Consider the following 22,466-nt stretch of genomic DNA (forward strand, 5'->3'; position numbering starts at 1 on the left):
GAGGACCTGGGAGGGGGGGGCGCTCACGGGCAGGCACGAGAAGGCGATTGCGCCCTGGCGAGCCCGGCCGCAATGACGGAGGCCATGGACCCGCGCGCCCCTGGCTCCTCGAAGACGGACCCGTCCTACAACGTGCTCCACCAGCAGCGGACGCGGCTGCCGCTGGACGTCCTCTTCGCGCCGCGCAGCGTGGCCGTCGTCGGCGCCACCGAGCGGCCCGGCAGCGTGGGGCGCACGGTGCTGTGGAACCTCATCAGCAACCCCTTTGGCGGCACCGTCTACCCCATCAACCCGAAGCGGCCCAACGTGCTGGGCATCAGGGCGTGGCCGTCCCTGGGGGCCTTGCCGGAGCGGGTGGACCTGGCCATCGTCGTCACGCCCGCGCAGGCGGTGCCCGGCGTCATCGAGGAGTGCGCGGCGCTGGGCATCCGGGGCGCCATCATCCTCTCCGCGGGCTTCAAGGAGATTGGGGCGGAGGGGGAGCGGCTGGAGCGGGAGATCCTCCGCATCGCTCAGGCGGCCCAGGTGCGCATCATCGGCCCCAACTGCCTGGGGGTGATGCGCCCGCCCGGCGGCTTCAACGCGACGTTCGCTGGCGCCATGGCCCGGCCGGGCAACGTGGCCTTCATCAGCCAGAGCGGCGCGCTGCTGACGTCCATCCTCGACTGGAGCCTGCGCGAGGCGGTGGGCTTCAGCGCCTTCGTGTCGGTGGGCTCGATGCTGGACGTGGGCTGGGGCGACCTCATCGACTTCCTGGCCGATGACGCGATGACGCGCTCCATCCTGCTGTACATGGAGTCCATCGGCGACGCGCGGGCCTTCCTCTCCGCGGCGCGCGAGGTGGCGCTCACCAAGCCCATCATCGTCATCAAGGCGGGGCGCACGGCGCAGGCCGCGCAGGCCGCGGCGTCCCACACGGGCGCGCTGACGGGCAGCGATGAGGTGCTCAGCGCCGCCTTCCGCCGCACCGGCGTGCTGCGCGTGGACTCCATCGCGGACCTCTTCTACATGGCGGAGACGCTGGCCCGGCAGCCGCGCCCGGCGGGGCGGCGCCTCACGGTGCTCACCAACGCGGGCGGCCCCGGGGTGCTGGCCACGGACGCGCTGGTGTCGGGGGGCGGCGAGCTGGCCACGCTCAGCCCGTCCACGCTCGAGGCCCTGGACGGCTTCCTGCCGCCGCCGTGGAGCCACGGCAATCCGGTGGACATCCTGGGAGACGCGGACCCGGAGCGCTTCGCGAAGGCGCTGGAAGTCACCGGAAAGGACGAAGGCAGCGACGGGCTGCTCGTCATCCTCACGCCGCAGGACATGACAGCGCCCACGCAGACGGCGGACCGCCTCAAGCCCTACGCGAAGCTGCACGGCAAGCCGGTGCTGGCCAGTTGGATGGGCGGCTCGGAGGTGGCGGCGGGGGAGCGCATCCTCAACGACGCGGGCATCCCCACCTTCGGCTATCCGGACACGGCCGCGCGCATCTTCAATTACATGTGGCGCTACGCGTACAACCTGGAGGGCTTGTATGAGACGCCCGCGCTGGCGCAGGCGGCGGGCAGCGCCCGGGACGAGGTGCGCCGGTGGGTGGAGGCGGCGCGCGTGGAGGGGCGGACGCTGCTGTCGGAGTACGAGTCCAAGAAGCTGCTGGCCGCCTATGGCATCCCCACGGTGGAGACGCGGCTGGCGGTGACGGAGGACGCCGCGGTGGCGGAGGCGGCGGCCCTGGGCTACCCGGTGGTGGTGAAGCTCCACTCGCTCACGGTGACGCACAAGTCGGACGTGGGCGGTGTGCGGCTGAACCTCCCGGACGCGGAGGCCGTGCGCGGCGCCTTCCGGGACATCCGGACGCGGCTGGAGGCGACGGGGCAGGGGAGCGCGTTCGACGGCGTCACCGTGCAGCCCATGGTGCGGCTGGACGGCTATGAACTCATCGTGGGCAGCAGCGTGGACGCGCAGTTCGGGCCGGTGCTGCTCTTCGGCGCGGGCGGGACGCTGGTGGAGGTGTTCAAGGACAGGGCGCTGGGGCTGCCGCCGCTGACCACCACGCTGGCGCGGCGGCTGATGGAGCAGACGCGCATCTACGAGGCGCTCAAGGGCGTCCGGGGCCGCCCGCCGGTGGACCTGAAGGCGCTGGAGCAGCTCATGGTGCGCTTCAGCCAGTTGGTGGCGGAGCAGCGCTTCGTGAAGGAGGTGGACATCAACCCGCTGCTGGCCTCGCCCGAGCGGCTGCTGGCCCTGGACGCGCGCGTGGTGCTGCACCCGGCCTCGGTGACGGAGGCGGAGCTGCCGAGGCTGGCCATTGAGCCGTACCCGAACCAGTACGTGGCGCCCTTCCGGCTGCGAAGCGGCGAGGAGGTCCTGCTGCGGCCCATCCGCCCGGAGGACGAGCCGAAGATGGCGGAGTTCCACCGCACGCTGTCGGAGCAGACGGTGTTCCTGCGCTACGCGGGGCTGATGCAGTTGAGCACGCGCGTGGCGCACGCGCGGCTGTCCCGCATCTGCTTCAACGACTACTCGCGGGAGCTGGCGCTGGTGGCGGAGCGAAAGGACGGAGCGCTGCTCGGCGTGGGCCGGCTCACGCGGCTTCGAGGCACGCGCGACGCGGAGTTCGCCATCCTCATCAGTGATTCGGTGCAGCGGCAGGGGCTGGGCGCGGAGATGCTGAAGCGGCTGGTGGACATCGGCCGGGACTGGGGCATGGAGCGCATCGTCGCGGACATCCTCGCGGGCAACCGCGCCATGCAGACCATCAGCCGGAAGCTGGGCTTCGCCATCCTCCAGCACGAGGAGCTGTCGCCGGACATGGTGAAGGCCGTGAAGGTGCTCTGAGGGGGGCCTTGGCCGCTGCGAATCAGGGCCTCCGTCCGGGAGGGGGTGCCCACCCCGGACGGAGGCCTCGCCGCGGCTACGGCTGCCAGGCGTTGTAGAGAGTGGTCTGGATGTTCGAGGCCTCCTGGAGGTGGGCCTGGACCGTCTTCCGAATCGCCATCAGCTCTTCCTTGAGCGCCGGGTTCTGCACTTGCGGCGCGAGCAGCGAATCCCCCAACAGGGCGGTGCCGGCGTGGGCGGAGACCTGCGCATCCATCACCGACACGTCGAAGTAAGGGGCCTGCGTGGCGCTCAGGAGGTCCACGGTCTTCTGCACCGTCTGCTGGAGGTGCTGCGTCACCGGGCTCTCCGCGGGCGCGATGCCCTGGGCCGTGGCCACCTGCTCCAGGCGCTGGATGACCTCTGTGTGCATGGTGACCATGCGCGCGTTGTAGTCACGCGCCGTCGGGTCGGTGGCCTGCGCCTGGCCCACCTGGCTCAGCATCACCTCACCCGCGTTGGCCACCAGGAGCACGCCCAGTATCTGACTGTCCGTGAGCGTCACCGCCTGGCCCGCGGCCGCCTGTTGGGGGCCCAGCGTGTTCTCACTGGCGCTGCTCTCTCCGCAGCCGGCGAACATCACGGCCGCCCCCATCATCGCCACCCCCACCATCGCTCGTGTGATTCGCATGACTGTCGTCCCCCTCATCTGCTGTTCAGCTGAAGGTTGAGCAGTTGAAAAGCACACCGCCATGGCCGGGAAGCACGAGCCAGATGTGCGCGCGACAACGCTTCGGTGGACAGGAGGGAGGCGACGGCCGCTACTTGAAGTCGGCGGGGGACAGCCCGTGGCGGCGCAGGAGTTCGTAGAAGTCCGTGCGGTTGCGGCTGGCCATGCGCGCGGCGGCGGCCACGTTGCCCTTGGAGCGCCGCAGCACCTCGCACAGGTAGCGCCGCTCGAAGCGGTCTCTCGCCTCGCGCAGCGTCGGCAGCTCACCGGAGGCGCGCAGCAGCTCCGGCTCCTCTTCGCGCGCGGCGTCGGGCGGCGTTCGCGCGGAGGTGGGTGGGTCGAACATGCGGGCCAGGTGCTCGGAGCGCACGTCGTCCTCGGGCGCCAGCAGCACCACCGCTTCCATGGTGTTCACCAGCTCGCGCACGTTGCCCGGCCATGAGTGGGCCTGCAGCAGCGCCAGGGCATCCGGCGCCAGCCGCGGCAGCCGCAGGCCATTGCGCGCGGCGGCCTGCTCCAGGAACCGCGTGGCCAGAATCGGGATGTCCTCGATGCGCTCGCGCAGCGGCGGCATCACGATGGGCAGCACGGCCAACCGGTAGTAGAGGTCCTCGCGGAAGCGCCGCTCCTCGACCTCTTCGCGCAGGTCTCGGTTGGTGGCCGCCACCACGCGCACATCGGCCTCTTCCTCCGTGGCGCTGCCCACCCGCGCGAAGCGCCGCTCCTGGAGCACGCGCAGCAGCTTCACCTGCACCCGCGGCGAGGCCTCGCCCACCTCGTCCAGGAAGAGGGTGCCGCCGCGCGCCGCGCCGAACAGGCCTTCGCGCGTCTGCGTGGCGCCGGTGAAGGCGCCCCGGACATGGCCGAACAGCTCGCTCTCCAGCAGCTCCGGTGGCAGCGCGCCGCAGTTGACGGCGATGAAGGGACCGCTGGCCCTGCGGGACAGCGCATGCACCTGCCGCGCCGCCAGCTCCTTGCCCGTGCCGGACTCGCCCAGGACCAGCACGGTGGCCTCCGACGGGGCCACCCGGGCGATGCGGTCTCTCACCTCGGCGATGGCGGGGCTGGCGCCCAGCAGCCGCTCCGGCGTGGTGCCCGCGACGATGCGGCGCAGGTCGGCGAGCTCGCGGTGCAGGTCGCTGCGCTCCGTCGCGTGCAGCAGCTTCTGGAAGAGCTCGTGGTCCTGGAAGGGCTTGGTGAGGAAGCCATACGCGCCGCGCTGCATGGCCTCCACGGCCGTCTCAATGGTGCCATGGGCGGTGAGGATGACCACCGGCAGGTCCGGCGAGCGCGCGCGCATCTGGGCCAGCACCTCCAGCCCGTCCACGCCCTCCAGCCGCAGGTCGAGCACCACCGCGTCTATCTTCTCGGACTCCAGCAGCGCCAGGCCGCGCGCCGCCGTGAGGGCGGTGGTGACCTGCATGCCCTTCGCCTCCAGGCGCAGGGAGATGAGCTCGCAGAGCTCCGCGTCGTCGTCCACCACCAACACATGTCCGCCGCGGGCCTTCATCCGTCGCTCCTCTTCGTCCCCGCTTCGGGGGCGGTGCTGGCCGGAACACCCCGGCCCAGCGGCAACACCAGCGCGAAGCGCGCGCCGGGGTTCGCGTTCTCCAGCAACAACACATCCCCGCCCAGCGCCCGCATCATCCGCTGCGCCAGGGGCAGGCCCAGGCCCAGCCCGTCCGCGTTCGCCGCGCCCACCGCCCGGGTGAAGAAGGGCTCGAAGACGCGCGGGCGCGCGTCCTCCGGGACACCGGGGCCTTCGTCCCGCACCTCCACCCGGGCCCACGTCCCGGGCTGGCCGTCCGGACCCTGGGGCGCGAGCGTGCGGGTGACATAGATGCGCTGCCCAGGGGCGGAGACGCGCACGGCGTTCGTCATCAAGCTCACCAGCGAGCGCTCCACCAGCGCGGCATCCAGGGACGCGGGCGGCGTCGTGCCCTGGGCGATGACCACCAGCTCCGTGCCACGCTCCTCCGCCAGCTCGGACACCTCCTCGACGGCCCGTTCAATGAGGTCGTCCAGGCGGCAGCCCTCGTCCCGTCGCACGGCCTTGCCGGCCTGTACGCGCGTCAAATCCAACAGCGCGGTGACCAGCCGGATTTCCCGCTCGCAGGCCACGCGCGCCAGCTCCACCACGCGGTGCTGCTGCGTCGTCAAGGGGCCGGCGGTGCCATCCGCGAGCAGGCCAATGGCTGTCCGGAGCCGGGCCAGCGGCGTGCGCAGGTCGTGGGATGCCGACGCCACGAAGGCGTCCTTGAGCTGGTCCAGCTCGGACAGGCGGCCTCGCATGCGGTCCAGGTCCGCCCATAGATTCCGAATTTCCCGGGGGCCTGACACTTCCGGGAGCGGCGCGAAGTTGCCGTCGCCCACCCGGTGCGCCAGCGCGGACAGCTGGCCCAGCGGCCGCGTCACGCCCCGCGCGACCCAGAGGGCAACGGCCCAGGCGGCGACGACTGCCAGCGCGCCCAGGGTGAGGCCCACCGCGATGGCGGACGAGCCGATGTCGTGCGCGCGCATCTCCCGTTGGCGGATGGCCGAGTGGAGCGCGAGCGTGGTGCTGATCCACGCGTCGGTGAGCTGCTCGGCCAGGAAGAGGCGCTCGCTGCGCAGGGCCGTGTTCTGCAGCCGTTCGCAGGTGTCACCCGCGAGGATGTGTCTTGCGTATGTTTGATAGCCCTGGGCGGCGCGCAGCAGCAGCGGCTGGGTGGAAGCGCCGTGGAGGGCGAGGCGGGCGTCCAGGCGGGTCAGCCGTTCCCTGAGCGTGTCGGCCGCGGCCGGCACCTCGCGGGCGCTGTGCTCACAGGCGAACAGTCCATGCCTCGCGGCGACCTCGACGCCCCAGGCCGCCTGGTGGACCGCTTCCTCCTTGATGACGCCGCCAAGCTGCTCCTCGCGGACCTCGGTGAGCAGGGACGTCATCCGCACGATGGCGACCACCGAGAAGGCGGCGGCCCCCAGCAGTGCGGCGGTGAGGAGGGCATGAGAGATGAGCAGTCGGTGTGCGAGTCGCATGGGCCGGATGCACGTTGCGCGTGGGGGCGCACTCGTTCCGGGGTACACCTCTACTGAGCTTGCGAACCGCGCGCAGCATTTTCGAGCGAATGTTCGTGTTTGAAATTCCGCGTGTCGGCTTGGGCAGACAGGTGTCGGTCCGGGCGCGGCGAAGGGGCGTCGGGAGAGGCCGACAGGTGAATCAGGCTTCAGAGTGGGAAGCCGTTCGGCACGTTCCATGAAAACAGCCCGGGCATGGTCGAGACACCTACGCTCAAGACTCCCCGGGGATGGACAGACCGTCCGAGGCAGCTGTGGACGGAGTGGAAGCAGATGGTGTCCCCCCGGACGCTACCGGGTGATGCGGGCGCCGCGCTGACGGTGGCCTGTGTCGCGCTTCCGCTCAACCTCGCGCTGGCGGTGGCCTCCGGGCTTCCGCCGGAAGTGGGACTGGTGACTGGCGCGCTGGCCGGTGTGGTGGCCGCGTTGCTTGGAGGCGGCCGGCTCCAGGTGACGGGGCCGGAGGCCGCGCTCGTTCCCACCGTCCTGCTCATCGCCACCAGGCACGGCGCCGCGGGCGTTGTCGCCGCGACGCTGATGTGCGGCGCGCTGCAGCTCGTCCTGGGGTTCGCGCGCGCGGGCCGGCTGGCGCAGTGGATGCCCGCCGAGGTGACACGAGGCTTCACCGCGGGCATCGGACTGTTGCTGCTCGACAGTCAGCTTCCCCGGCTGCTCGGTGCCTCCGGTGGCGCGTCCTCGGCGCGCTCCATGGTGCTCCCGGAGCTCTGGCCAGGCTGGTCCGTGCACGGGGCCTCCGTGGTGGTCGGCGCCCTGGTGGTGGCCTGCATGCTCGCCATCCCCAAGCTCCACCGCTCCATCCCCGCGGTGCTGGTGGGCCTGGTGCTGGCCACGGCGGCGTCGTTCGTCGGCGGTCTCTCTGATGGACTGACGCGTGTCGGCGCGCTGCCCACGGGGCTGCCCATGCCCGTGCTGCCCTCGTTCGCGGAGCTGGACTTCGCGGCCCTGTTGCCGGACGTGCTGGCCCTCACGGTGCTGGCGTCGTTGGGCTCGCTGCTCGCGTCCCGGGCGCTCGACCAAATGCCCGGGTTGACGGACCACCGCACGGATGGGGACCAGGAGCTGGTGGCCCAGGGCTTCGCCAACACGGCGTCCGCGCTGTTCGGCGGCATGCCGGTGATGGGCGCCATCGTCCGCTCGTCCGTGTCGGTGCAGGCGGGCGCGCGCACGCGGGCCGCGTCGGTGCTGCACGCAGTGATGTTGCTGGCCGCCTGCATCCTCGCCGGTGCGCTGGTGGCCCGGATTCCCATGGCCGCGCTCGCCGCCATCCTGGTGGTCGTGGGCACCCGGCTGCTGGACTTCCGCGGGCTGCACGCGCTGTGGACGGACAACGCCGGCAAGGCCATGGTGGCGGTCGCCACCGCGCTGCTCATCGCCTCGCTGGGCTTCCTGCCGGGGCTGGCCGCGGGCGTGCTGCTCTCCCTGGCGCGCAGCTTCTTCTCTCCGCCCAAGGCCCACGTGCGCAGCCACCTGCTCCGCACCGACGGGCGCCCGCTCTTCCGTCCCCTTGGCACCAATGGCGAGGGCCTGGACGTACGCCCCCCCATGCAGTTGCTGCGCGTTCGCGGCGACCTGGATGTCCGCTCCGCCGCCAACCTGAGCGCGGCGCTTCAGGGCCCGCCGTGGCCGCGGCACCTGGTGCTGGATTTGTCGGACGTGAAGTACATGGACGCCGCCGGCCTGCGCACCGTGCGCGAGCTGTCGGAGGTCCTGGCGGTCCGAGGCGGCCGGGTCATCGTGGTGGGCGCGCGCGGCGGCGTCGAGGCCATGCTCCAGGAAGCCGGGACATGGACGGGCACCGGGCCGCATGCGCTGATGTCGTCGATGAACGACGTGCTGGAGGACATCAAGCAGCAGGGTGGGCAGGCCCCCATCATCCAGACGACGCAGCCGACGACGTAGTCCGCGTCACCTGGGGTTGAGCGCGGGGGATGGGCGGCACGGGTCCGCTCATCCCGCGCGATGGCAACGCGCGTCGCGGTGCGGCGGCGTCACAGCCCCAGCATCCCACCGGACCGCGAGCCTCCCGAGTCGCTGCCATCGCCGGACGCGCTGTCGCCGCCACTGGCGCTGTCCAGCCCGCCACTTCCCGTGGCCGAGCCGCCCGCGCTGGCTCCTCCGCCGCGCGAGCCCGTGGTTCCACCCGAGCCACCGCCGCTGGAGCTGACGCCGCCGCCGTGACGGGTGCTGCTGCCGCCCCCTGTCATGCTGGTTCCGCCCGTCACGCTGTTGCCGCTCGACAGGCTGCCGCCACCGGTGGCGCTGTGGCCACCCGTGAGGCTGCCTCCGCCTCCGAAGCCACCTCGGCCAGCGCCGCTGCCACCACCGGTCCGGCTGTCGCTAGCCCTCAGGCTGCTGCTACCGCTACCAGTCCGACTGCCGCTGTCCCTCAGGCCCCTGCCGAGTGTGTCTCCGCGCGCGCCGGGAGGCGCGCTCTGGCTGGCTGTCTCGCCGGGGGAGTCCGCGCCATCCGTGCCGGTGCCGGCATGGCCTGGTGACTGGAGCGACGCGGCGCCGTCAGGTCCGCCCTCGGCCGCGGGAATCGTGTCGGTGGGTGGACCGCCTTCCAGCCCCGCGACACTTGGGGCCTCGGCGCCGCCGGCCGCGTCCACCGTGGGGCCCCGCTGCTGCTCACAGCCACTCCAGAGACAGGGCGCGGAAGCCAGGCCCCCCAGCAGCGCCGCGCGCTTGAGGCGCGTCATCTTCTTTTTGACGGTTCCCCGCATCCCCACCCCCTGACCTTCAGTCCAGGGGCAACGGTAGGGAGGGGGCCGGGGCCCGGGTATCGCGCTCCCGGCCCTTGCGCCCTGGGACTCGCGGACACCCTCCACGGGGCCTTCTTTCACGCCCCGTGCCTCCGATTGCGATTTTCCCGGTGGGGGACGGGCGCGCCGCCTATTGTCGGCGGGTGATGGCCACCCCTGAAACCCAAGCTCCGCTCGCCGCGCTGCTCCCCAAGAAGGGCGAACCGCCCCTGGACGCGGACGAAATCCTCAACCGCTTCGTCGGCTACGTTGAGGCCAATGGCTTGAGCCTCTATTCGGCGCAGGAGGAGGCCATCCTGGAGCTGCTGGCGGGCAAGCACCTGTTCCTCAAGACGCCCACCGGCTCCGGCAAGTCGCTGGTGGCCACGGCGCTCCACTTCAAGGCCATGGCGGAGGGGAAGGTCTCCTTCTACACCTGCCCCATCAAGGCCCTGGTGAACGAGAAGTTCTTCGCCCTCTGCGACGCCTTCGGCGCAGAGAACGTGGGCATGCTCACCGGCGACGCGAGCATCAACCGCGACGCGCCCATCATCTGCTGCACCGCCGAAATCCTCGCCAACCTGGCCCTGCGCGACGCGAGCGCCCGCGTGGACTACGTCGTCATGGACGAGTTCCACTACTACTCGGACCGCGAGCGCGGCGTGGCCTGGCAGCTTCCGCTCATCGCGCTGCCGGACACCACCTTCCTGTTGATGTCCGCCACGCTGGGCCCCACGCACGTCATCGAGGAGAGCCTGGCGAAGCTCACCGGCCGGGAGGTGGCCACCGTGCGCAGCGCCGAGCGCCCCGTGCCGCTGGACTTCGACTACCGCGAGTCGCCGCTGCACGAGACGATTGAAGACCTCATCGCGCGCGGGAAGTACCCCATCTACCTGGTCAACTTCACCCAGCGCACCGCCGCCGAGCAGGCGCAAAACCTGATGAGCGTGGACTTCTCCACCAAGGAGGAGAAGGAGGCCATCCGGCTGGCGCTCCAGGACGCGCCCTTCGACACGCCCTACGGCAAGGAATTCCAGCGCTTCCTGCGCCACGGCATCGGCATGCACCACGCCGGCCTGCTGCCCAAGTACCGCCTGCTGGTGGAGAAGCTGGCCCAGCACGGGCACCTCAAGGTCATCAGCGGCACGGACACGCTGGGCGTGGGCGTCAACATCCCCATCCGCACGGTGCTCTTCACGCAGCTCTTCAAGTTCAACGGCGAGAAGCTGACCACGCTGAGCGTGCGTGACTTCCAGCAGATCGCCGGCCGCGCGGGCCGCAAGGGCTTCGACACGCAGGGCAGCGTGGTGGCCCAGGCGCCCGAGTACGTCATCGAGAACATCAAGCTGGCCGCCAAGGAGGCCGCGGGCAAGAAGAAGACGCCCAAGGCCAAGCCGCCGCAGAAGAACTTCGTGCAGTACGACCGGAGCACCTTCGAGCGGCTCCAGAGCGGCATGCCGGAGCCGCTGGAGTCCCGCTTCGCGGTGTCGCACGGCATGATCCTCAACCTGCTCCAGAGCGACCACCAGACGGAAGGCAACGGCGGGTACAAGCGGCTGGTGACGCTGGTGCAGCGCAGCCACGACTCGGACTACCTCAAGCGCCGGCACCTCAAGGAGGCCGCGCGCGACTTCCGCACGCTGCGCGAGGCGGAAATCCTGGAGGTGGAGAAGGGGCACGGCGGCTCGGGCGCCACGGTGAAGGTGGCGGGGGAGATGCAGCACGACTTCAGCCTCAACCACACGCTGTCGCTGTACCTGCTCGACACGTTGGAGCTGTTGGATCCAACCACGGACACGTATGCGCTCGACGTGGTGTCGCTGGTGGAGGCCATCCTGGAGAACCCGGACGTGGTGCTCTACGCGCAGCTCCACCAGCTCAAGGGCGAGAAGATCAACGAGCTGAAGGCGCAGGGCGTGGAGTACGACGACCGCATGGCGGAGCTCGAGAAGCTCGAGTGGCCCAAGCCCAACCGCGACTTCATCTACGGCACCTTCAACAAGTTCGCGCAGAAGCACCCGTGGGTGGGCGAGGAGAACATCCGGCCCAAGTCCATTGTCCGCGACATGTTCGAGCGGTTCATGTCCTTCCCGGACTACATCCGCGAGTACGGCCTCCAGCGCAGCGAGGGCGTGCTGCTGCGGTATGTGAATGACACATACAAGACGCTGGTGCAGACGGTGCCGGAGCGCTTCCGCACGGAGGAGGTGGAGGACTTCATCGACCACCTGCGCGCCACGCTCCGGCAGGTGGACTCCAGCCTGCTGGATGAGTGGGAGCGCATGCGCAACCCGGAGGCCGCCGTCGAGGCGAAGCCGGTGGTGGAGCTCAAGCCGAAGGAGCTCACCGACGACCCGAAGGCCTTCGCCGCGCGTGTGCGCGAGGAGCTGCACCGGCTGCTCAAGGCGCTGGGCCAGAAGCGCTATCTGGACGCGCTGTCCATGCTGGACAACGCGCTGGGCGAATGGACGGCCCCCAAGCTGGAGCAGGCCATGGCGCCGTACTTTGAGGAGCACAAGGTCGTGGTGCTCACGCCTCAGGCGCGCAAGCCCGCCAACACCTTCCTGAAGGAGGCGGGCACGCGGCTGTGGGAGACCCAGCAGCGCATCATCGACCCGGAAGGGCACGGCGACTGGATGATCGACTGCGAGATAGACTTGCGGGACAGGCGCCTGGATGAGGGCCCCATCCTGATGCTCCGCCGCATCAGCGTGTAGCCCGGGCTCAGCCCTCGGAGGCCGGCGCTTCCAAGGGACGCGCCGCCGACAGCGACTCGGGCTCCGGCGGCGTCAGCTCACGCACCTCCAGCTCGCCGCCCGCGTCGGGCGTGAGCACCATCCGCCAGTCGCCCGCGGCCAGCACCACGCGGTCCGTCTCGCAGCGCACCTCCAGGCCCGCGTCCTCGACGGTCCACGCGCCCGCCCACACGGTCGTGAGCGGCGCGCAGCCAGCGTCGTCGCACGTCTGCGTCTGGGCCACCCAAACCCGGCCCTCCGGCGCGGCGGGGCAGGACACCGGCTCCGCGTAGCGGAGCACGGGGCCGTCCAGCTCGTCTGGGCCCGCGTCGGGGAACAGCGGCTCGGAGGGGAGCAGCTCCACGCCACGCGCGGCCCTCGCCTCTCGTGGCACCCCGTCGAGCATCGCCGTCTCGGCCAAGGCCACCGGCGCGGCCAGCCAGCCACACAGCAACGTCACCTTCCATCCCCGCATCGTCCACATGGCGACAAGCTCCTTGGCCGCGGTGTCGTTCGCGGCCCACGGGAGTCGGGTTGTGCAAGGCCTGGACCGGGCGGGTGTGTGGCTCTGGAGCCACGGGGTGGGCCGTGGCGCGTGCAGGCGTGTTTCGGGGCCATGCCTGTCGGGAATGGCAGACACCTTGCCGTGCTTCGCGGGCGCTCGTCGCTTTCTCGCGCGGAAATGCGGGCCAGCCCGCCGCGCAGCGGCTACCGTCGGACCATATGGCCCGACTGCGTGCCGTGGATCAGCCGCTTCGCCGGGATGTCCGCCTGCTTGGTCGGCTCCTGGGAGAAGTCCTCGTCGAACAGGAAGGGCAGGCGCTCTTCGACCTGGAAGAAGAAGTGCGCCGCCTCGCCATCCAGCGTCGCCGGGGCCCCGTGGCCGGGCGGCGCGCGGTGGCGGCCGAGCTGGCGGAGGTGCTCCAACGTCTGCCGCTTGAGCAGGCCGAGCCGGTGCTGCGCGCCTTCTCCGTGTACTTCCAGTTGGTGAACCTGGCGGAGCAGCACCACCGCATCCGCCGCGCCCGCACCCACGCGGAGGCCGCGTCCGCCAGGCCCCAGCGCGGCTCGTTGGAGGCCACGCTGCTCCTGCTCAAGGACGCGGGCATCCCCGCGGAGCGCGTGCGCGAGGCCGTGCGCACCCTGCGCGTGACGCTGACGCTCACCGCGCACCCCACGCAGGCCGTGCGCCGCACGCTGCTGGAGAAGCTCTATCGCATGGCGGGCCTGCTGGAGGAGCGGGACCGCTGCGAGCTGACGCCGCGCGAGTCCTCGGTGAACCTGGCGCTGCTGCGCGAGGAAATCACCCTGCTGTGGCAGACGGACGAGCTGCGCCGCGAGCGCCCCACCGTGGGCGACGAGGTGAAGAACGTCCTCTGGTACGTGGAGGAGGTGCTCGCCGACGAGCTGTCCCTGCTGCCGGAGCTGCTGGACTGGGCCTTCGAGCGCGCCTACGGCGAGCCGCTGGGGCCGGTGGACACGCCCGTGCGCATCCATTCGTGGGTGGGCGGGGACATGGATGGCAACCCGCTGGTGACGCCCGACGTGTTCGCGGACACGCTGCGCGCGCACCGGGCCCGAGGACTGCGGCGGCTGCTCCAAGACCTGGAGCGGCTGGGCGGGCGGCTGTCCCAGTCGGAGCGTCACGCGAAGCCGTCCGAGGAGCTGCTGCGCTCGGTGGCGAAGGACGCGGAGGAGCTGCCCGACGCCGAGCGCCGCTACGGCCCCCGCACCCCGGGCGAGCCGCTGCGGCACAAGCTGCGCTTCATGGAGGAGCGGCTGCACCGCGCGCTCCACTACGTGACGCAGCAGCGCGCCGGGGCGAGCGTCCCCATGCCGCCGGGCGCCTACCGCACGCCGGAGGCCATGCTGGCGGACCTGGACGTGCTGGGCCGCGCGCTGGAGGCGTCGAAGGGCACGCACGCGGGACTTCGGGACGTGCGGCAGGTCCGGGAGCGGCTGCTCGCGCTGGGACTGTCGCTGGCGGAGCTGGAGGTGCGCGCGCCCGCGGAGGACGCGGTGAGCGCGGCGGGCTCGTTCAACGGGGGCCCGGCGCCGACGGAAGGTGGGGCGCGGCTCCTGGAGGTGCTGGCGCGGCTGAAGGAGGCCCAGTCGGAGTCGGGTGAGCCCGCGTGCCGCACGCTCATCCTGAGCATGGCCAGCACCGCCGAGGACGTGCTCGCGGCCTTCCGCTGCTTGAAGCACGCGGGCCTGTGGGACGCGCGGCGGGGCTGCGCCACGGTGGACGTGGTGCCGCTGTTCGAGCAGCTGGGCGCGCTGGACTCGGGCCCGGACGTGCTGCGCACGCTCTTCGCGGACGCGGAGTACCGCAAGCACCTGGACGTGCGCGGTGGCCAGGAGGTGATGGTGGGCTACAGCGACTCCGGCAAGGAGGTGGGACTCCTGGCGGCCAGCGCGGCGCTGTACCGCGCGCAGGTGGCGCTCACGGAGGTGTCGCGCGAAGCGGGCGTCCCGCTGCGGCTGTTCCACGGCCGCGGAGAGTCCGTGGCGCGTGGCGGTGGCCCCGCGCAGGAGGCGATTCTCGCGCTGCCGCCCGGCGCGGTGGCGGGTGGCTACAAGGCGACAGAGCAGGGCGAGGCGCTGGACCACAAGTACGCGCGCCCGGAGCTGGCGCGGCGCACGCTGGAGCTCATCCTGGGCGGCGTGTTGCTGCACACGCTGGACGCGCAGCCGCGTCCGGAGCCCGAGGCCGAGCGCACCTTCCGCGCCGCGTTCGACACGCTGGCGGAGACGGGGCGCAAGGCGTACCGCGCCCTGGTGTGGGAGGACCCTCAGTTCCTGGCGTTCTTCACCGCCGCGACGCCGGTGGAGGAGATTGCGTCGCTGCCCATCGGGTCGCGCCCCAGCAAGCGCAAGGCGGGAGGGCTGGACACGCTGCGCGCGATTCCGTGGGTGTTCGGCTGGACGCAGAACCGGGCCATCCTCCCGGGCTGGTACGGCGTGGGCTCGGCGCTGGAGGCCTTCTCGAAGGAGGACGGTGGGGCGGCGCAGCTCAAGCGCATGTACCGGGAGTGGCCCTTCTTCCGCGCCGTCATCGACAACGTCACCATGGTGCTGGCGAAGTCGGACATGGCCATCGCGGGGCGCTACGCGTCGCTGGCGCCTCCCGCCACCCGGTCGCTGTGGCGGCGCATCCAACAGGAGCACCGGCGCACGCGCAGGCAGGTGAAGCGGCTGACGGGCGAGTCGAAGCTGCTCGACAACAACCCGCAGCTCCAGCGCAGCATCTCCCTGCGCAACCCCTACGTGGACCCCATGTCCTTCCTCCAGGTGGAGCTGCTCAAGCGCAAGCGCGAGGGCCAGGCGGAGGTCAATCGTCCACTGTTGCTCACGCTCAACGGCATCGCCGCAGGCATGCGCAACACCGGGTAGGCTCCGCGACGTCGGACACCCGAGGAGGCGGCGATGGCCAGGGAGACGTTCAGCGTGGTGGAGGTCAACCCGGCGCACCGCTTCGCGCGGCTGCGGCCCGAAGCGGGCGGGCCCCTTCTGCACGCGGGGCTGTACCCGGAAGAGGAGGCCCCGGAGCCCCCGCTCCAGCTGCGTGAAGGGGACCGGGTGGAAGGCCAGCGGCGCGGGCAGTCGGTGGCGGACTGGGGCTGGGTGTCCCGGGCCGAGCCGCCCGCGGACCTGGTGGAGCGGATGGGCGAGCTGCTCACGAAGCTGGAGAAGTACGAACTGCGCGTGCCCGCCACGGCCTATGACCTGGCTGAGCACCACTGGCGGCACAGCCGCGCCAACCCGCTTCACCAGGAGCTGCTCGCGCAGCTGCCCACCTTCTTCGACTGGGAGCTGTCCCACCCCTACGAGGACGGCGCGCTGCTGGAGCGGCTCCAGGCCGCCATGCAGCCGTACCTGCCCGGCTTCGAGGTGACGCCCCAGCCAGGCCGCGCCGCCTTCCGGCTGGAGCCCGGCGGCCACGACGTGTCGGCACCGGAGGGGAGCCGCGAGGCCCCCGCCTCCACCTTCGAGCCGCTGCTCCTCCAGGTGAACAGCCTGCTGGAGGGCGCCGGGGCCCCGGTGCGCTGGGTGCCCACGGAGGACGACTGGATGCTGGCGCCGCCGGGGCTCGCGGAGCTGCTGGTGCTCCACGGCGTGCTCGGCGCGCGCCAGGGCTGAGCGCGGCGGCGCGGCTAGAGGCCGCCCTCGTCGCGCAGCACGCGCGCGACCTCGTCCGCCATCACCCGGTGGCCTTCGACGCTGGGGTGGATGCCGTCCACCTCCAGCCCGTCGAGGAACAGGTGCACGTCCGCCGGCTGGCGCGTCACCGCCTCCAGGTCGATGATGTCCGGGCCGGTGCCACCGCCGCGGACCCACGTGTTGAACTCCAGCCGCTGGGTCTTCACCGTTTCGTAGGGCGCGTGGTTCGACTTCTCCTTGGGCAGCAGGGTGCTGACCCAGGTACGGCAGAAGGGCGCGAGCCGGCTCAGCAGCGTGTTCATCCGGGCCTGGATGACGGACAGGGAGTCCTTGTCGCCCAGGTCGTTGGTGCCCAGCAGGACGATGCAGTCGGTGATGCCCTGGAGCGCCAGCACCTCGCCGTCGAGCAGCGCCAGCGCGTCGTAGAAGCCCTGGCCACTCACGCCCGCGTTCACCACGGGCACGCCCAGCGCGGCCTCCACCTTCGCGGGCCAGGCGTTGCGCGTGTCGTTCTTCGTGTCGACGTAGCCCTCGGTGATGCTGTCGCCAAGGGCCACGAAGGCTCGGCCCGTGGGGCCCTCCACGTCCACGGTGGCCACGCCGACGGCGCGGTCGAACAGGGTGCCGCCCAGCGCGCCCGTCACCAGCGCATGGTTCCCCGCGCGCGCGAAGCTGCCCGGGAAGGCGCTGATGGCGCTGGCCGCCAGCGCGCCACGGGCCTCGAAGGTGATGGCCAGCTCGTCCCGGAACGCCACCGGGAAGTCCACCGGATCCGACGTCTTCCGCGAGCGCGCGGCGACGGTGAAGCCCTCCGCGCCGTCGAAGGTAAGCGTCACCGGCGGGGACCCCAGCGCTCCATTGGCGCCCGCGTGGGCCACGGTGGCACGCACGAGCGTCATGTTCCCGTCGCCCGCGCGGAACGTCACGCGGAGGCGCCCGCCGTCACGCGCCACCGGCACGCGCATGCGGAAGGTCGTCACGCTCCCCGCTGAGTGGGACGCGCGGAGCGCTTGGTGGAAGCCCGGTTGGAACGAAGTCGCCGGCGGCGCGAAGGGCGGCGCGGCCTGCACCTGCCTCCCGTCGTTCAGCACCAGCACGGGCGCGACTTCCAGTGACGCGTCCGGCGCGTTCTGCTCCACCGTGGAAGTGTGGCGGTCGTCATCTGGCGGCAGGTCCCCGTCGGCTGAGTCCGCCACGCCGCCAGCACACGCCAGCAGCGCGCTGCTCGCGCACACGACGACCCATCGCCACCCTGGCTTCATTCCCATTCCCATCCCTCCCGGCTTTGCAGGATGCACACCACACCGTGCCCTGCCAGCCGGCCGTCTGGGAACCCTCTGCCTCCGAAGCCTCGCCTGTCTGGCCGCCCTCCACAGCGGCCGGCCTGGTGCCTAGGGGACGCAAGCCCCCACGCCTGGGTTGCCATCCAACGCCCGGCAGCTGCCCGCCGGGCAGGCGGGCGTGCCTCCAGGCTGACAGAGCGGGCGGCAGGTGAGGCCGCCTCCCGCATTCACACACGCGCTCCCCGGCGCGCACTGATTGCTGAAGTCACACGACTGCCCCTCCGTCCGATTGCCGCTGCCCGCGCACAGCGGGCCGGACGTGGACGGGTAGCAGCTGAGTGGGGCCTCGCAGTCATCACCCAAGGGGTCGCACGCCGTGGACAGCGGGCCGCAGACCAGCGGCAGCTCGTCGGTGCCTTCCAGGCGGAGCACGGTGTTGCACTCGCTCGTGTTCCCACAGTGGGTCGTGGCATGGCACAGGCGCTGGCAGGTGAAGCCACTTCCCGCGCCGTCAGGTGCCTCGCGGCAGAACAAGCCTTGCCGGCAGGTGTCGTAGGCCACGCCTCCGTCGGTGGGGGCCAGCGTGCAGGGCGCGCCTTCGTCCGCGGTGCCCGGGGCGACGCAGCGCCGCTGGGTGACGCCGCGCTCCGCCGCGTACGTGCAGCGCTGGCCCTGGGCGCAGTCCTGGGCCACCACGTCGCACTCCGCATCGAAGCAGCGGCTGCCGGTGCCGCCGTCCGCCAGGTCCGCGAAGTAGCAGTCCTGGCCGTCGGCACAGCCCTCCTGCCGCGCCACGTTGCAGGCGAAGTCCCGCGCGCCGCCGCCCGCGTCCGTTCCACCGCCGTCCCCCGTGGGTGTCCCGCCTCCATCAATGCCCGCGTCCCCCTGGCCGTCGGGGCCCGGCCCGTTACCGCCGTTGCAGGCCGCGGCCCAGAGGGCCAAAGCCAGGGTTCCAGTCAACACACCGAGGCGGTCCACACGCATTCCAGAGCTCTCCCAGGGAAGTCTCCGAGGACATAGGCACCCGAATTCGATAGAGGGGGCCCCTTGAATCAGGCGTGGAAAGCAGCGGACACTTGGCGGACGCTCGGGGCCTCGAGGTTGGCCCGGCGCGTCACCCTGTGGGACTGTGGGTGTGGAAAGCAGCGTGGTGTTCGCCAGCAGCGTCGAACGTGGGGGCTATCGGGTGCGTATGACAACCAAGGCGGCGGATGACATGGAGAACGGGGATCCAGCCGCATACGCGAACCGGCGGGCGGATGAGCGTGTGGCGGCGCGGTTCGAGGTTCGCTTCAACCAGACGCAGGACGCGGCGCGGGCGCTGCGCGCGTACTCCATCAACATCTCCGCGGGCGGCCTGTGCCTGCTGACGCGGAAGTCCTATGACGTGGGCGCCCACGTCCGGCTGTCCATGGCGATTGAAGGTGAGGAGTTCCACATCACCGGCGTCATCGCCTGGGTGCGCGACGAGGCCGAGGCCATTGGCGTGCGCTTCACGGACCTGAGCGACGAGGACCGGGCCCGGCTTCAGCGCGTGGTGGACAGCATCAAGCGGTAGCGGCCGGGGGCGGGCCCCGGCGCTTCCCTAGCGCTGGGATTCCGTATCGACGTGGCGGAACACGCCCGAGTCGATTTCGGAGAAGCCACACGCCGTGTAGAAGTTGCGCGTCTCCGGCGTCGTCGTCATGGGCGAGACGAGCTGGAGCTGCTTCGCGCTCAGCACCTTGCAGCGCTCCAGAATCTGCCGGATGAGCGCGCGGCCCACGCCGCGGCGGCGCCAGGTCTCCGTCACCACCAGCTCGTCGATGGTGGCCACGCGTCCGCGCAGCCGGAGCTGGGGCCGGTGGGAGAAGGACACCATGCCCACGGGCCGGTCCTGCGGGTCGCCGGCCACGAAGATTTCAATCTCCGGATGGCTGACGACCCAGTGGACCGTCTGCTGGTCCGTCCCCAGGGGGTAGCCCAGCTCCTTGAGGAGCGACGCCATGGCTTCGGCGTCACCCCGGCGGGCGCGACGGATACGGAAGGCCGGCGCATCGGCACCAGCGACGGGAGTGACTGTCCGGACGATTGGTTGTGACAAAGCCCCCGGAGTCTAACGAATGGGCCGCCATCCCTCCAAAGAGGAACGGCGGCCCAGGGTGCTTCTCCCGTGCGACAAGGGACTCACGAGCAGGGGATTGTGGGTGTCGCGCTTACGGCTGCTCGCCCGCGAGCGAGCGGATGGCGGTGGTGATGTCCGCCAGCTGGGGCACCGACGCCATCTCCAGCGCGTCCGACAGGCCAATGCCCGGCAGGAACTTGCCGGCCAGCAGCCGGGGCGGCGCGAGCAGCGAGTAGAACAGCTCCTCCACCGTGCGGCGCACCAGGTGCTCGCCGAAGTTCGTCACCTCGGTGTCCTCGTTGACGAAGAGGACGCGGCCCGTCTTCTGGACGGAGGCCTTGATGAGCTCCCAGTCGTACGGCCACAGCGAGCGCAGGTCGATGACCTCCGCGCTGATGCCGTCCGCGGCCAGCGTCTCCGCGGCCTTCGCGCACAGGGGCAGGGTGCGGCCGTAGCTCACCACGGTGAGCTGCGTGCCCTCGCGGACAACCTTGCCCTTGCCGAAGGGCACCGCGTACGCCTCCAGGCCCGCGGGCCACTGCGGCTTCCACTGGGAGCGGTCTCCCAGGGGCGCGTCGATGAGCTTCGACAGCGCGCGGTCGTCATCCGGCTCGCCCGGAATCCGCTCCTCGCCCTTCACGCGCAAGAGCGCCTTGGGCTCCAGGAACATGACGGGGTTCTTCTCCTGGCACGCGGTGATGAGCAGCCCGTACGCGTCCAGCGGCGTGGAGGGCATGACCACCTTCCACCCGGCGATGTGGGTCATCGTCGCGTCGAACGAGTGCGAGTGGTAGATGGACCCGCGGATGCCGCTGCCCACCGGCGTGCGCACCACCATGGGCAGGTGCCAGTCACCAAAGGTGGACCAGCTGGTGTTGCCCGCCAGCTTCAGCAGGTCGATGGTGTTGTAGACGTAGTCGCAGAACTGGATCTCCGCCACCGGCCGACCGCCCGCCATGGCGATGCCCATGGCCGCGCCGATGATGCCGCGCTCGTCCAGGGGAGAGTTCCACGTCGTCTTCAGTCCCTGCGTGCAGGTGAAGACGCCGCCCAGCGGGGCGCCCACGTCCTCGCCGAAGATGTCGGTGACGCCCAGGTGCTCCTCGGCGTAGTGCAGGGCCATGCGGATGGCCTGTGCCATGTTCGCCATGGGTTACTTGTCCTCCGCGTAGATGTGCTTCCAGATGGATTCCGGGTCGGGCTGTGGCTCGTCGCGCACCAGCCGGGCGGCGGCGGCCATCTCCTCGGTGTAGCCGTTGCGCAGCGCGTCCATCTGCTCTCGCGTCAGGACGCCGTCCTTCTCCAGCTTCGCCTCGAAGTCCTTGAGGCAGTCGACCTCGTTGCCCACGTAGTTGGCACCGGAGGCGGACGAATGGCCGTAGAGGCGCGACACGTTGGCCTCCAGGAGGAAGGGCTTGCGCTCCGTGCGCACGTAGGCCATGGCCTCGCGCAGCTCGGTGTAGGCCTCCACGGCGTCGTTGCCGTTGATGGTCTTGCTGCGGATGCCAAAGGCCTTGCCGCGGTCGCTGATGCGCTGCTCGCCGTGCTGGCCCTCCGCCGACGTGGAGATGCCCCACTTGTTGTTGGTGACGATGATGAGGATGGGCAGCGGGTTGGCGGGGCGGCTGCTCCACACCAGGCACGAGGCGAAGTCACCCTCGGCCGTGCCGGCGTCGCCACCGGTGACGATGGTGATGCCCTCACCGCCGTGGCGCTTCTGCACCATGGCCGTGCCCGGGGCGATGGCGTACTGGACCTCGATGGGCGAGGACACCGGCGCCACGTTGAGCCGCCGGGCGGAGTAGTGGCCCGCGAAGTTGCGGCCGCCCGAGTACGGGTCCGTGGCCGTGTTCTTCATCTGCCGCAGGGAGCCGATGGGCTCCTCACCCATCGCGAGCAGGGTGCCGGACTGCCGGTAGTGCGCATGCAGGTAGTCGAAGTCGGGGCCCTGGCCCTTCTTCATGAGCATGCCCAGGGAGACGTTGAACGCCTCCTCGCCGGGGCCACCAATCCAGAAGTACCCGTGGCCCTGCTTGTACATCTGGATGAGGCGCTCCTCGAGGACGCGCGTCTTCACCATGAGGTCATGGAGGCGGACCAGCAGCTCCCGCTCGAGCGGCGCGGACGCTTCTGAGGATTCTTTGATGAGTCGGGGACGAGACACGCGCGACCTTCCTCTGGCTGGAGGGGACGCCCCTATAACCCGGATGGGTGCCTCCCGCTCAAGGCAGTTGATGGGTTGTCTGTCGGGACGTCAGGCGGAGAGCACCTTCTGGCGCGGCGCGGCAATCAGCGGGGCTCATCCGTGGCAGGAGTCCGCCCGTGCCGCAGCGCGGTAATCCGCTCGGTGAGTGTGGCCTCCGTGGTCGTCCCGGCGTGCTCGGCGATGAGGGCCAGGGTGTCCTCGGACAGTTGCCGGGCGTGCGAGCTGTCCAGCAGCGAGGCCAGCTCCGGGAGCCGCCCGGTGCGCAGCAGCGCCAGCACCAGGGCATGGCCGGTGCGTGGCAGGGGCGCCTGGGTGAAGGCGGACTGGAGCGAGCCCACGGCCAGCTCCGGCAGACCGCTGTCCAGGAGCAGCTCGCCCACCAGGGCCGGGTCGTGAGGGCCCTCCAGTTCATCCTCCGCGTCGGTCGCGTCCGGGGGGAGCGGCGCTCCCCGGAGCTCGTCCATCAGCCGCTCGATGGAGACGGCGCCCGCCGGTACCGCTCGGGGCTTGCGGACCCCGCGGGGGAGGGTGAGCCGCGGCTCGGCGGGGGGCGCCTTCGGCGTGCGGCGGAGCTGCTCGACGTTCATCATCCCCATCATCATCGCCATCAGCCCCAGCCACAGCTGCTT

Annotated in this window: 16 protein-coding genes and 1 pseudogene; 6 read left to right on the plus strand and 11 right to left on the minus strand. The window is 71.2% G+C overall.

The window, feature by feature from the left end; translation table 11 throughout:
- Nucleotides 1-84 precede the first annotated feature (84 nt).
- Entirely contained in the window at nt 85-2,823 is a 2,739-nt protein-coding gene (locus HV824_RS17995) for a bifunctional acetate--CoA ligase family protein/GNAT family N-acetyltransferase (protein ID WP_176423852.1), read from the plus strand.
- Between the two features lie 76 nt (nt 2,824-2,899).
- Here the strand turns inward: HV824_RS17995 and HV824_RS18000 are convergent, their stop codons facing one another.
- From HV824_RS18000 to HV824_RS18010, 3 genes are all read right to left on the minus strand, one after another.
- On the minus strand, nt 2,900-3,493 hold the full coding sequence (locus HV824_RS18000; RefSeq protein WP_255208130.1) for a DUF4142 domain-containing protein: 594 nt from the start codon (nt 3,491-3,493) through the stop codon (nt 2,900-2,902).
- 130 nt (nt 3,494-3,623) lie between these two features.
- A complete protein-coding gene (locus tag HV824_RS18005; protein WP_176423853.1) occupies nt 3,624-5,042 on the minus strand; it encodes a sigma-54 dependent transcriptional regulator in 1,419 nt (472 codons plus the stop codon).
- The gene (locus HV824_RS18010) at nt 5,039-6,547 is read right to left on the minus strand and encodes a HAMP domain-containing sensor histidine kinase (RefSeq protein WP_176417534.1); all 1,509 of its coding nucleotides are present in this window, start codon (nt 6,545-6,547) and stop codon (nt 5,039-5,041) included. Before HV824_RS18010 ends, HV824_RS18005 begins: the two co-directional genes overlap by 4 nt.
- A 312-nt stretch (nt 6,548-6,859) precedes the next feature.
- On the opposite strand from HV824_RS18010, the gene HV824_RS18015 reads away from it, so the two are divergent.
- Nucleotides 6,860-8,506, plus strand: a complete 1,647-nt coding sequence (locus tag HV824_RS18015) for a SulP family inorganic anion transporter (protein ID WP_255208131.1) — start codon at nt 6,860-6,862, stop codon at nt 8,504-8,506.
- Between the two features lie 89 nt (nt 8,507-8,595).
- On the opposite strand, the gene HV824_RS18020 is transcribed toward HV824_RS18015, so the two are convergent.
- Nucleotides 8,596-9,330: a hypothetical protein gene (locus HV824_RS18020; protein WP_176423855.1), complete on the minus strand. Its 735-nt coding sequence runs from the start codon at nt 9,328-9,330 to the stop codon at nt 8,596-8,598.
- A 185-nt stretch (nt 9,331-9,515) separates the two neighbouring features.
- On the opposite strand from HV824_RS18020, the gene HV824_RS18025 reads away from it, so the two are divergent.
- Nucleotides 9,516-12,065, plus strand: a complete 2,550-nt coding sequence (locus tag HV824_RS18025) for an RNA helicase (protein WP_176423856.1) — start codon at nt 9,516-9,518, stop codon at nt 12,063-12,065.
- 7 nt (nt 12,066-12,072) lie between these two features.
- Here the strand turns inward: HV824_RS18025 and HV824_RS18030 are convergent, their stop codons facing one another.
- Complete coding sequence (locus HV824_RS18030; protein ID WP_176417538.1) at nt 12,073-12,567, minus strand: hypothetical protein; 495 nt, start codon at nt 12,565-12,567, stop codon at nt 12,073-12,075.
- 239 nt (nt 12,568-12,806) lie between these two features.
- Here HV824_RS18030 and HV824_RS18035 point away from each other — a divergent pair, with 239 nt between their 5' ends.
- Nucleotides 12,807-15,476, plus strand: a complete 2,670-nt coding sequence (locus HV824_RS18035; protein ID WP_176417539.1) for a phosphoenolpyruvate carboxylase — start codon at nt 12,807-12,809, stop codon at nt 15,474-15,476.
- 33 nt (nt 15,477-15,509) lie between these two features.
- Nucleotides 15,510-16,223, plus strand: a complete 714-nt coding sequence (locus HV824_RS18040) for a hypothetical protein (protein ID WP_176417540.1) — start codon at nt 15,510-15,512, stop codon at nt 16,221-16,223.
- A gap of 14 nt (nt 16,224-16,237) precedes the next feature.
- On the opposite strand, the gene HV824_RS18045 is transcribed toward HV824_RS18040, so the two are convergent.
- Nucleotides 16,238-17,512 carry a GDSL-type esterase/lipase family protein gene (locus HV824_RS18045; RefSeq protein ID WP_176417541.1) on the minus strand — a complete coding sequence of 425 codons (1,275 nt, stop codon included), beginning with the start codon at nt 17,510-17,512 and terminating at the stop codon, nt 16,238-16,240.
- A 123-nt stretch (nt 17,513-17,635) separates the two neighbouring features.
- A complete protein-coding gene (locus tag HV824_RS18050; protein ID WP_176423857.1) occupies nt 17,636-18,511 on the minus strand; it encodes a hypothetical protein in 876 nt (291 codons plus the stop codon).
- Between the two features lie 208 nt (nt 18,512-18,719).
- Between HV824_RS18050 and HV824_RS18055 the strand changes: the two genes are divergently transcribed.
- Nucleotides 18,720-19,085, plus strand: a complete 366-nt coding sequence (locus tag HV824_RS18055; protein WP_217917514.1) for a TIGR02266 family protein — start codon at nt 18,720-18,722, stop codon at nt 19,083-19,085.
- 27 nt (nt 19,086-19,112) lie between these two features.
- Here the strand turns inward: HV824_RS18055 and HV824_RS18060 are convergent, their stop codons facing one another.
- The 4 genes and pseudogenes from HV824_RS18060 to HV824_RS18075 all read right to left on the minus strand — a co-directional run.
- On the minus strand, nt 19,113-19,514 hold the full coding sequence (locus HV824_RS18060) for a GNAT family N-acetyltransferase (protein ID WP_240358132.1): 402 nt from the start codon (nt 19,512-19,514) through the stop codon (nt 19,113-19,115).
- Between the two features lie 208 nt (nt 19,515-19,722).
- Nucleotides 19,723-20,781: an alpha-ketoacid dehydrogenase subunit beta gene (locus HV824_RS18065; RefSeq protein ID WP_176417544.1), complete on the minus strand. Its 1,059-nt coding sequence runs from the start codon at nt 20,779-20,781 to the stop codon at nt 19,723-19,725.
- A gap of 3 nt (nt 20,782-20,784) precedes the next feature.
- The gene (locus tag HV824_RS18070; protein ID WP_176417545.1) at nt 20,785-21,795 is read right to left on the minus strand and encodes a thiamine pyrophosphate-dependent dehydrogenase E1 component subunit alpha; all 1,011 of its coding nucleotides are present in this window, start codon (nt 21,793-21,795) and stop codon (nt 20,785-20,787) included.
- A 125-nt stretch (nt 21,796-21,920) separates the two neighbouring features.
- Nucleotides 21,921-22,466, minus strand: a pseudogene (locus HV824_RS18075) (hypothetical protein); the annotation flags it as partial.

The sequence above is a fragment of the Myxococcus sp. AM009 genome (assembly GCF_013372605.1).
Taxonomy (GTDB): Bacteria; Myxococcota; Myxococcia; order Myxococcales; family Myxococcaceae; genus Myxococcus; species Myxococcus vastator.

Coding starts and splice junctions, on each gene's coding strand:
- HV824_RS18000 (WP_255208130.1), bottom strand. CDS start 3,493: ATGCGAATCACACGAGCGATGGTGGGGGTGGCGATGATGGGGGCGGCC.
- HV824_RS18050 (WP_176423857.1), bottom strand. CDS start 18,511: ATGCGTGTGGACCGCCTCGGTGTGTTGACTGGAACCCTGGCTTTGGCC.
- HV824_RS18005 (WP_176423853.1), bottom strand. CDS start 5,042: ATGAAGGCCCGCGGCGGACATGTGTTGGTGGTGGACGACGACGCGGAG.
- HV824_RS18060 (WP_240358132.1), bottom strand. CDS start 19,514: ATGGCGTCGCTCCTCAAGGAGCTGGGCTACCCCCTGGGGACGGACCAG.
- HV824_RS17995 (WP_176423852.1), top strand. CDS start 85: ATGGACCCGCGCGCCCCTGGCTCCTCGAAGACGGACCCGTCCTACAAC.
- HV824_RS18020 (WP_176423855.1), bottom strand. CDS start 9,330: ATGCGGGGAACCGTCAAAAAGAAGATGACGCGCCTCAAGCGCGCGGCG.
- HV824_RS18045 (WP_176417541.1), bottom strand. CDS start 17,512: ATGGGAATGAAGCCAGGGTGGCGATGGGTCGTCGTGTGCGCGAGCAGC.
- HV824_RS18040 (WP_176417540.1), top strand. CDS start 15,510: ATGGCCAGGGAGACGTTCAGCGTGGTGGAGGTCAACCCGGCGCACCGC.
- HV824_RS18055 (WP_217917514.1), top strand. CDS start 18,720: ATGACAACCAAGGCGGCGGATGACATGGAGAACGGGGATCCAGCCGCA.
- HV824_RS18015 (WP_255208131.1), top strand. CDS start 6,860: ATGGTGTCCCCCCGGACGCTACCGGGTGATGCGGGCGCCGCGCTGACG.
- HV824_RS18025 (WP_176423856.1), top strand. CDS start 9,516: ATGGCCACCCCTGAAACCCAAGCTCCGCTCGCCGCGCTGCTCCCCAAG.
- HV824_RS18010 (WP_176417534.1), bottom strand. CDS start 6,547: ATGCGACTCGCACACCGACTGCTCATCTCTCATGCCCTCCTCACCGCC.
- HV824_RS18065 (WP_176417544.1), bottom strand. CDS start 20,781: ATGGCGAACATGGCACAGGCCATCCGCATGGCCCTGCACTACGCCGAG.
- HV824_RS18035 (WP_176417539.1), top strand. CDS start 12,807: ATGGCCCGACTGCGTGCCGTGGATCAGCCGCTTCGCCGGGATGTCCGC.
- HV824_RS18030 (WP_176417538.1), bottom strand. CDS start 12,567: ATGTGGACGATGCGGGGATGGAAGGTGACGTTGCTGTGTGGCTGGCTG.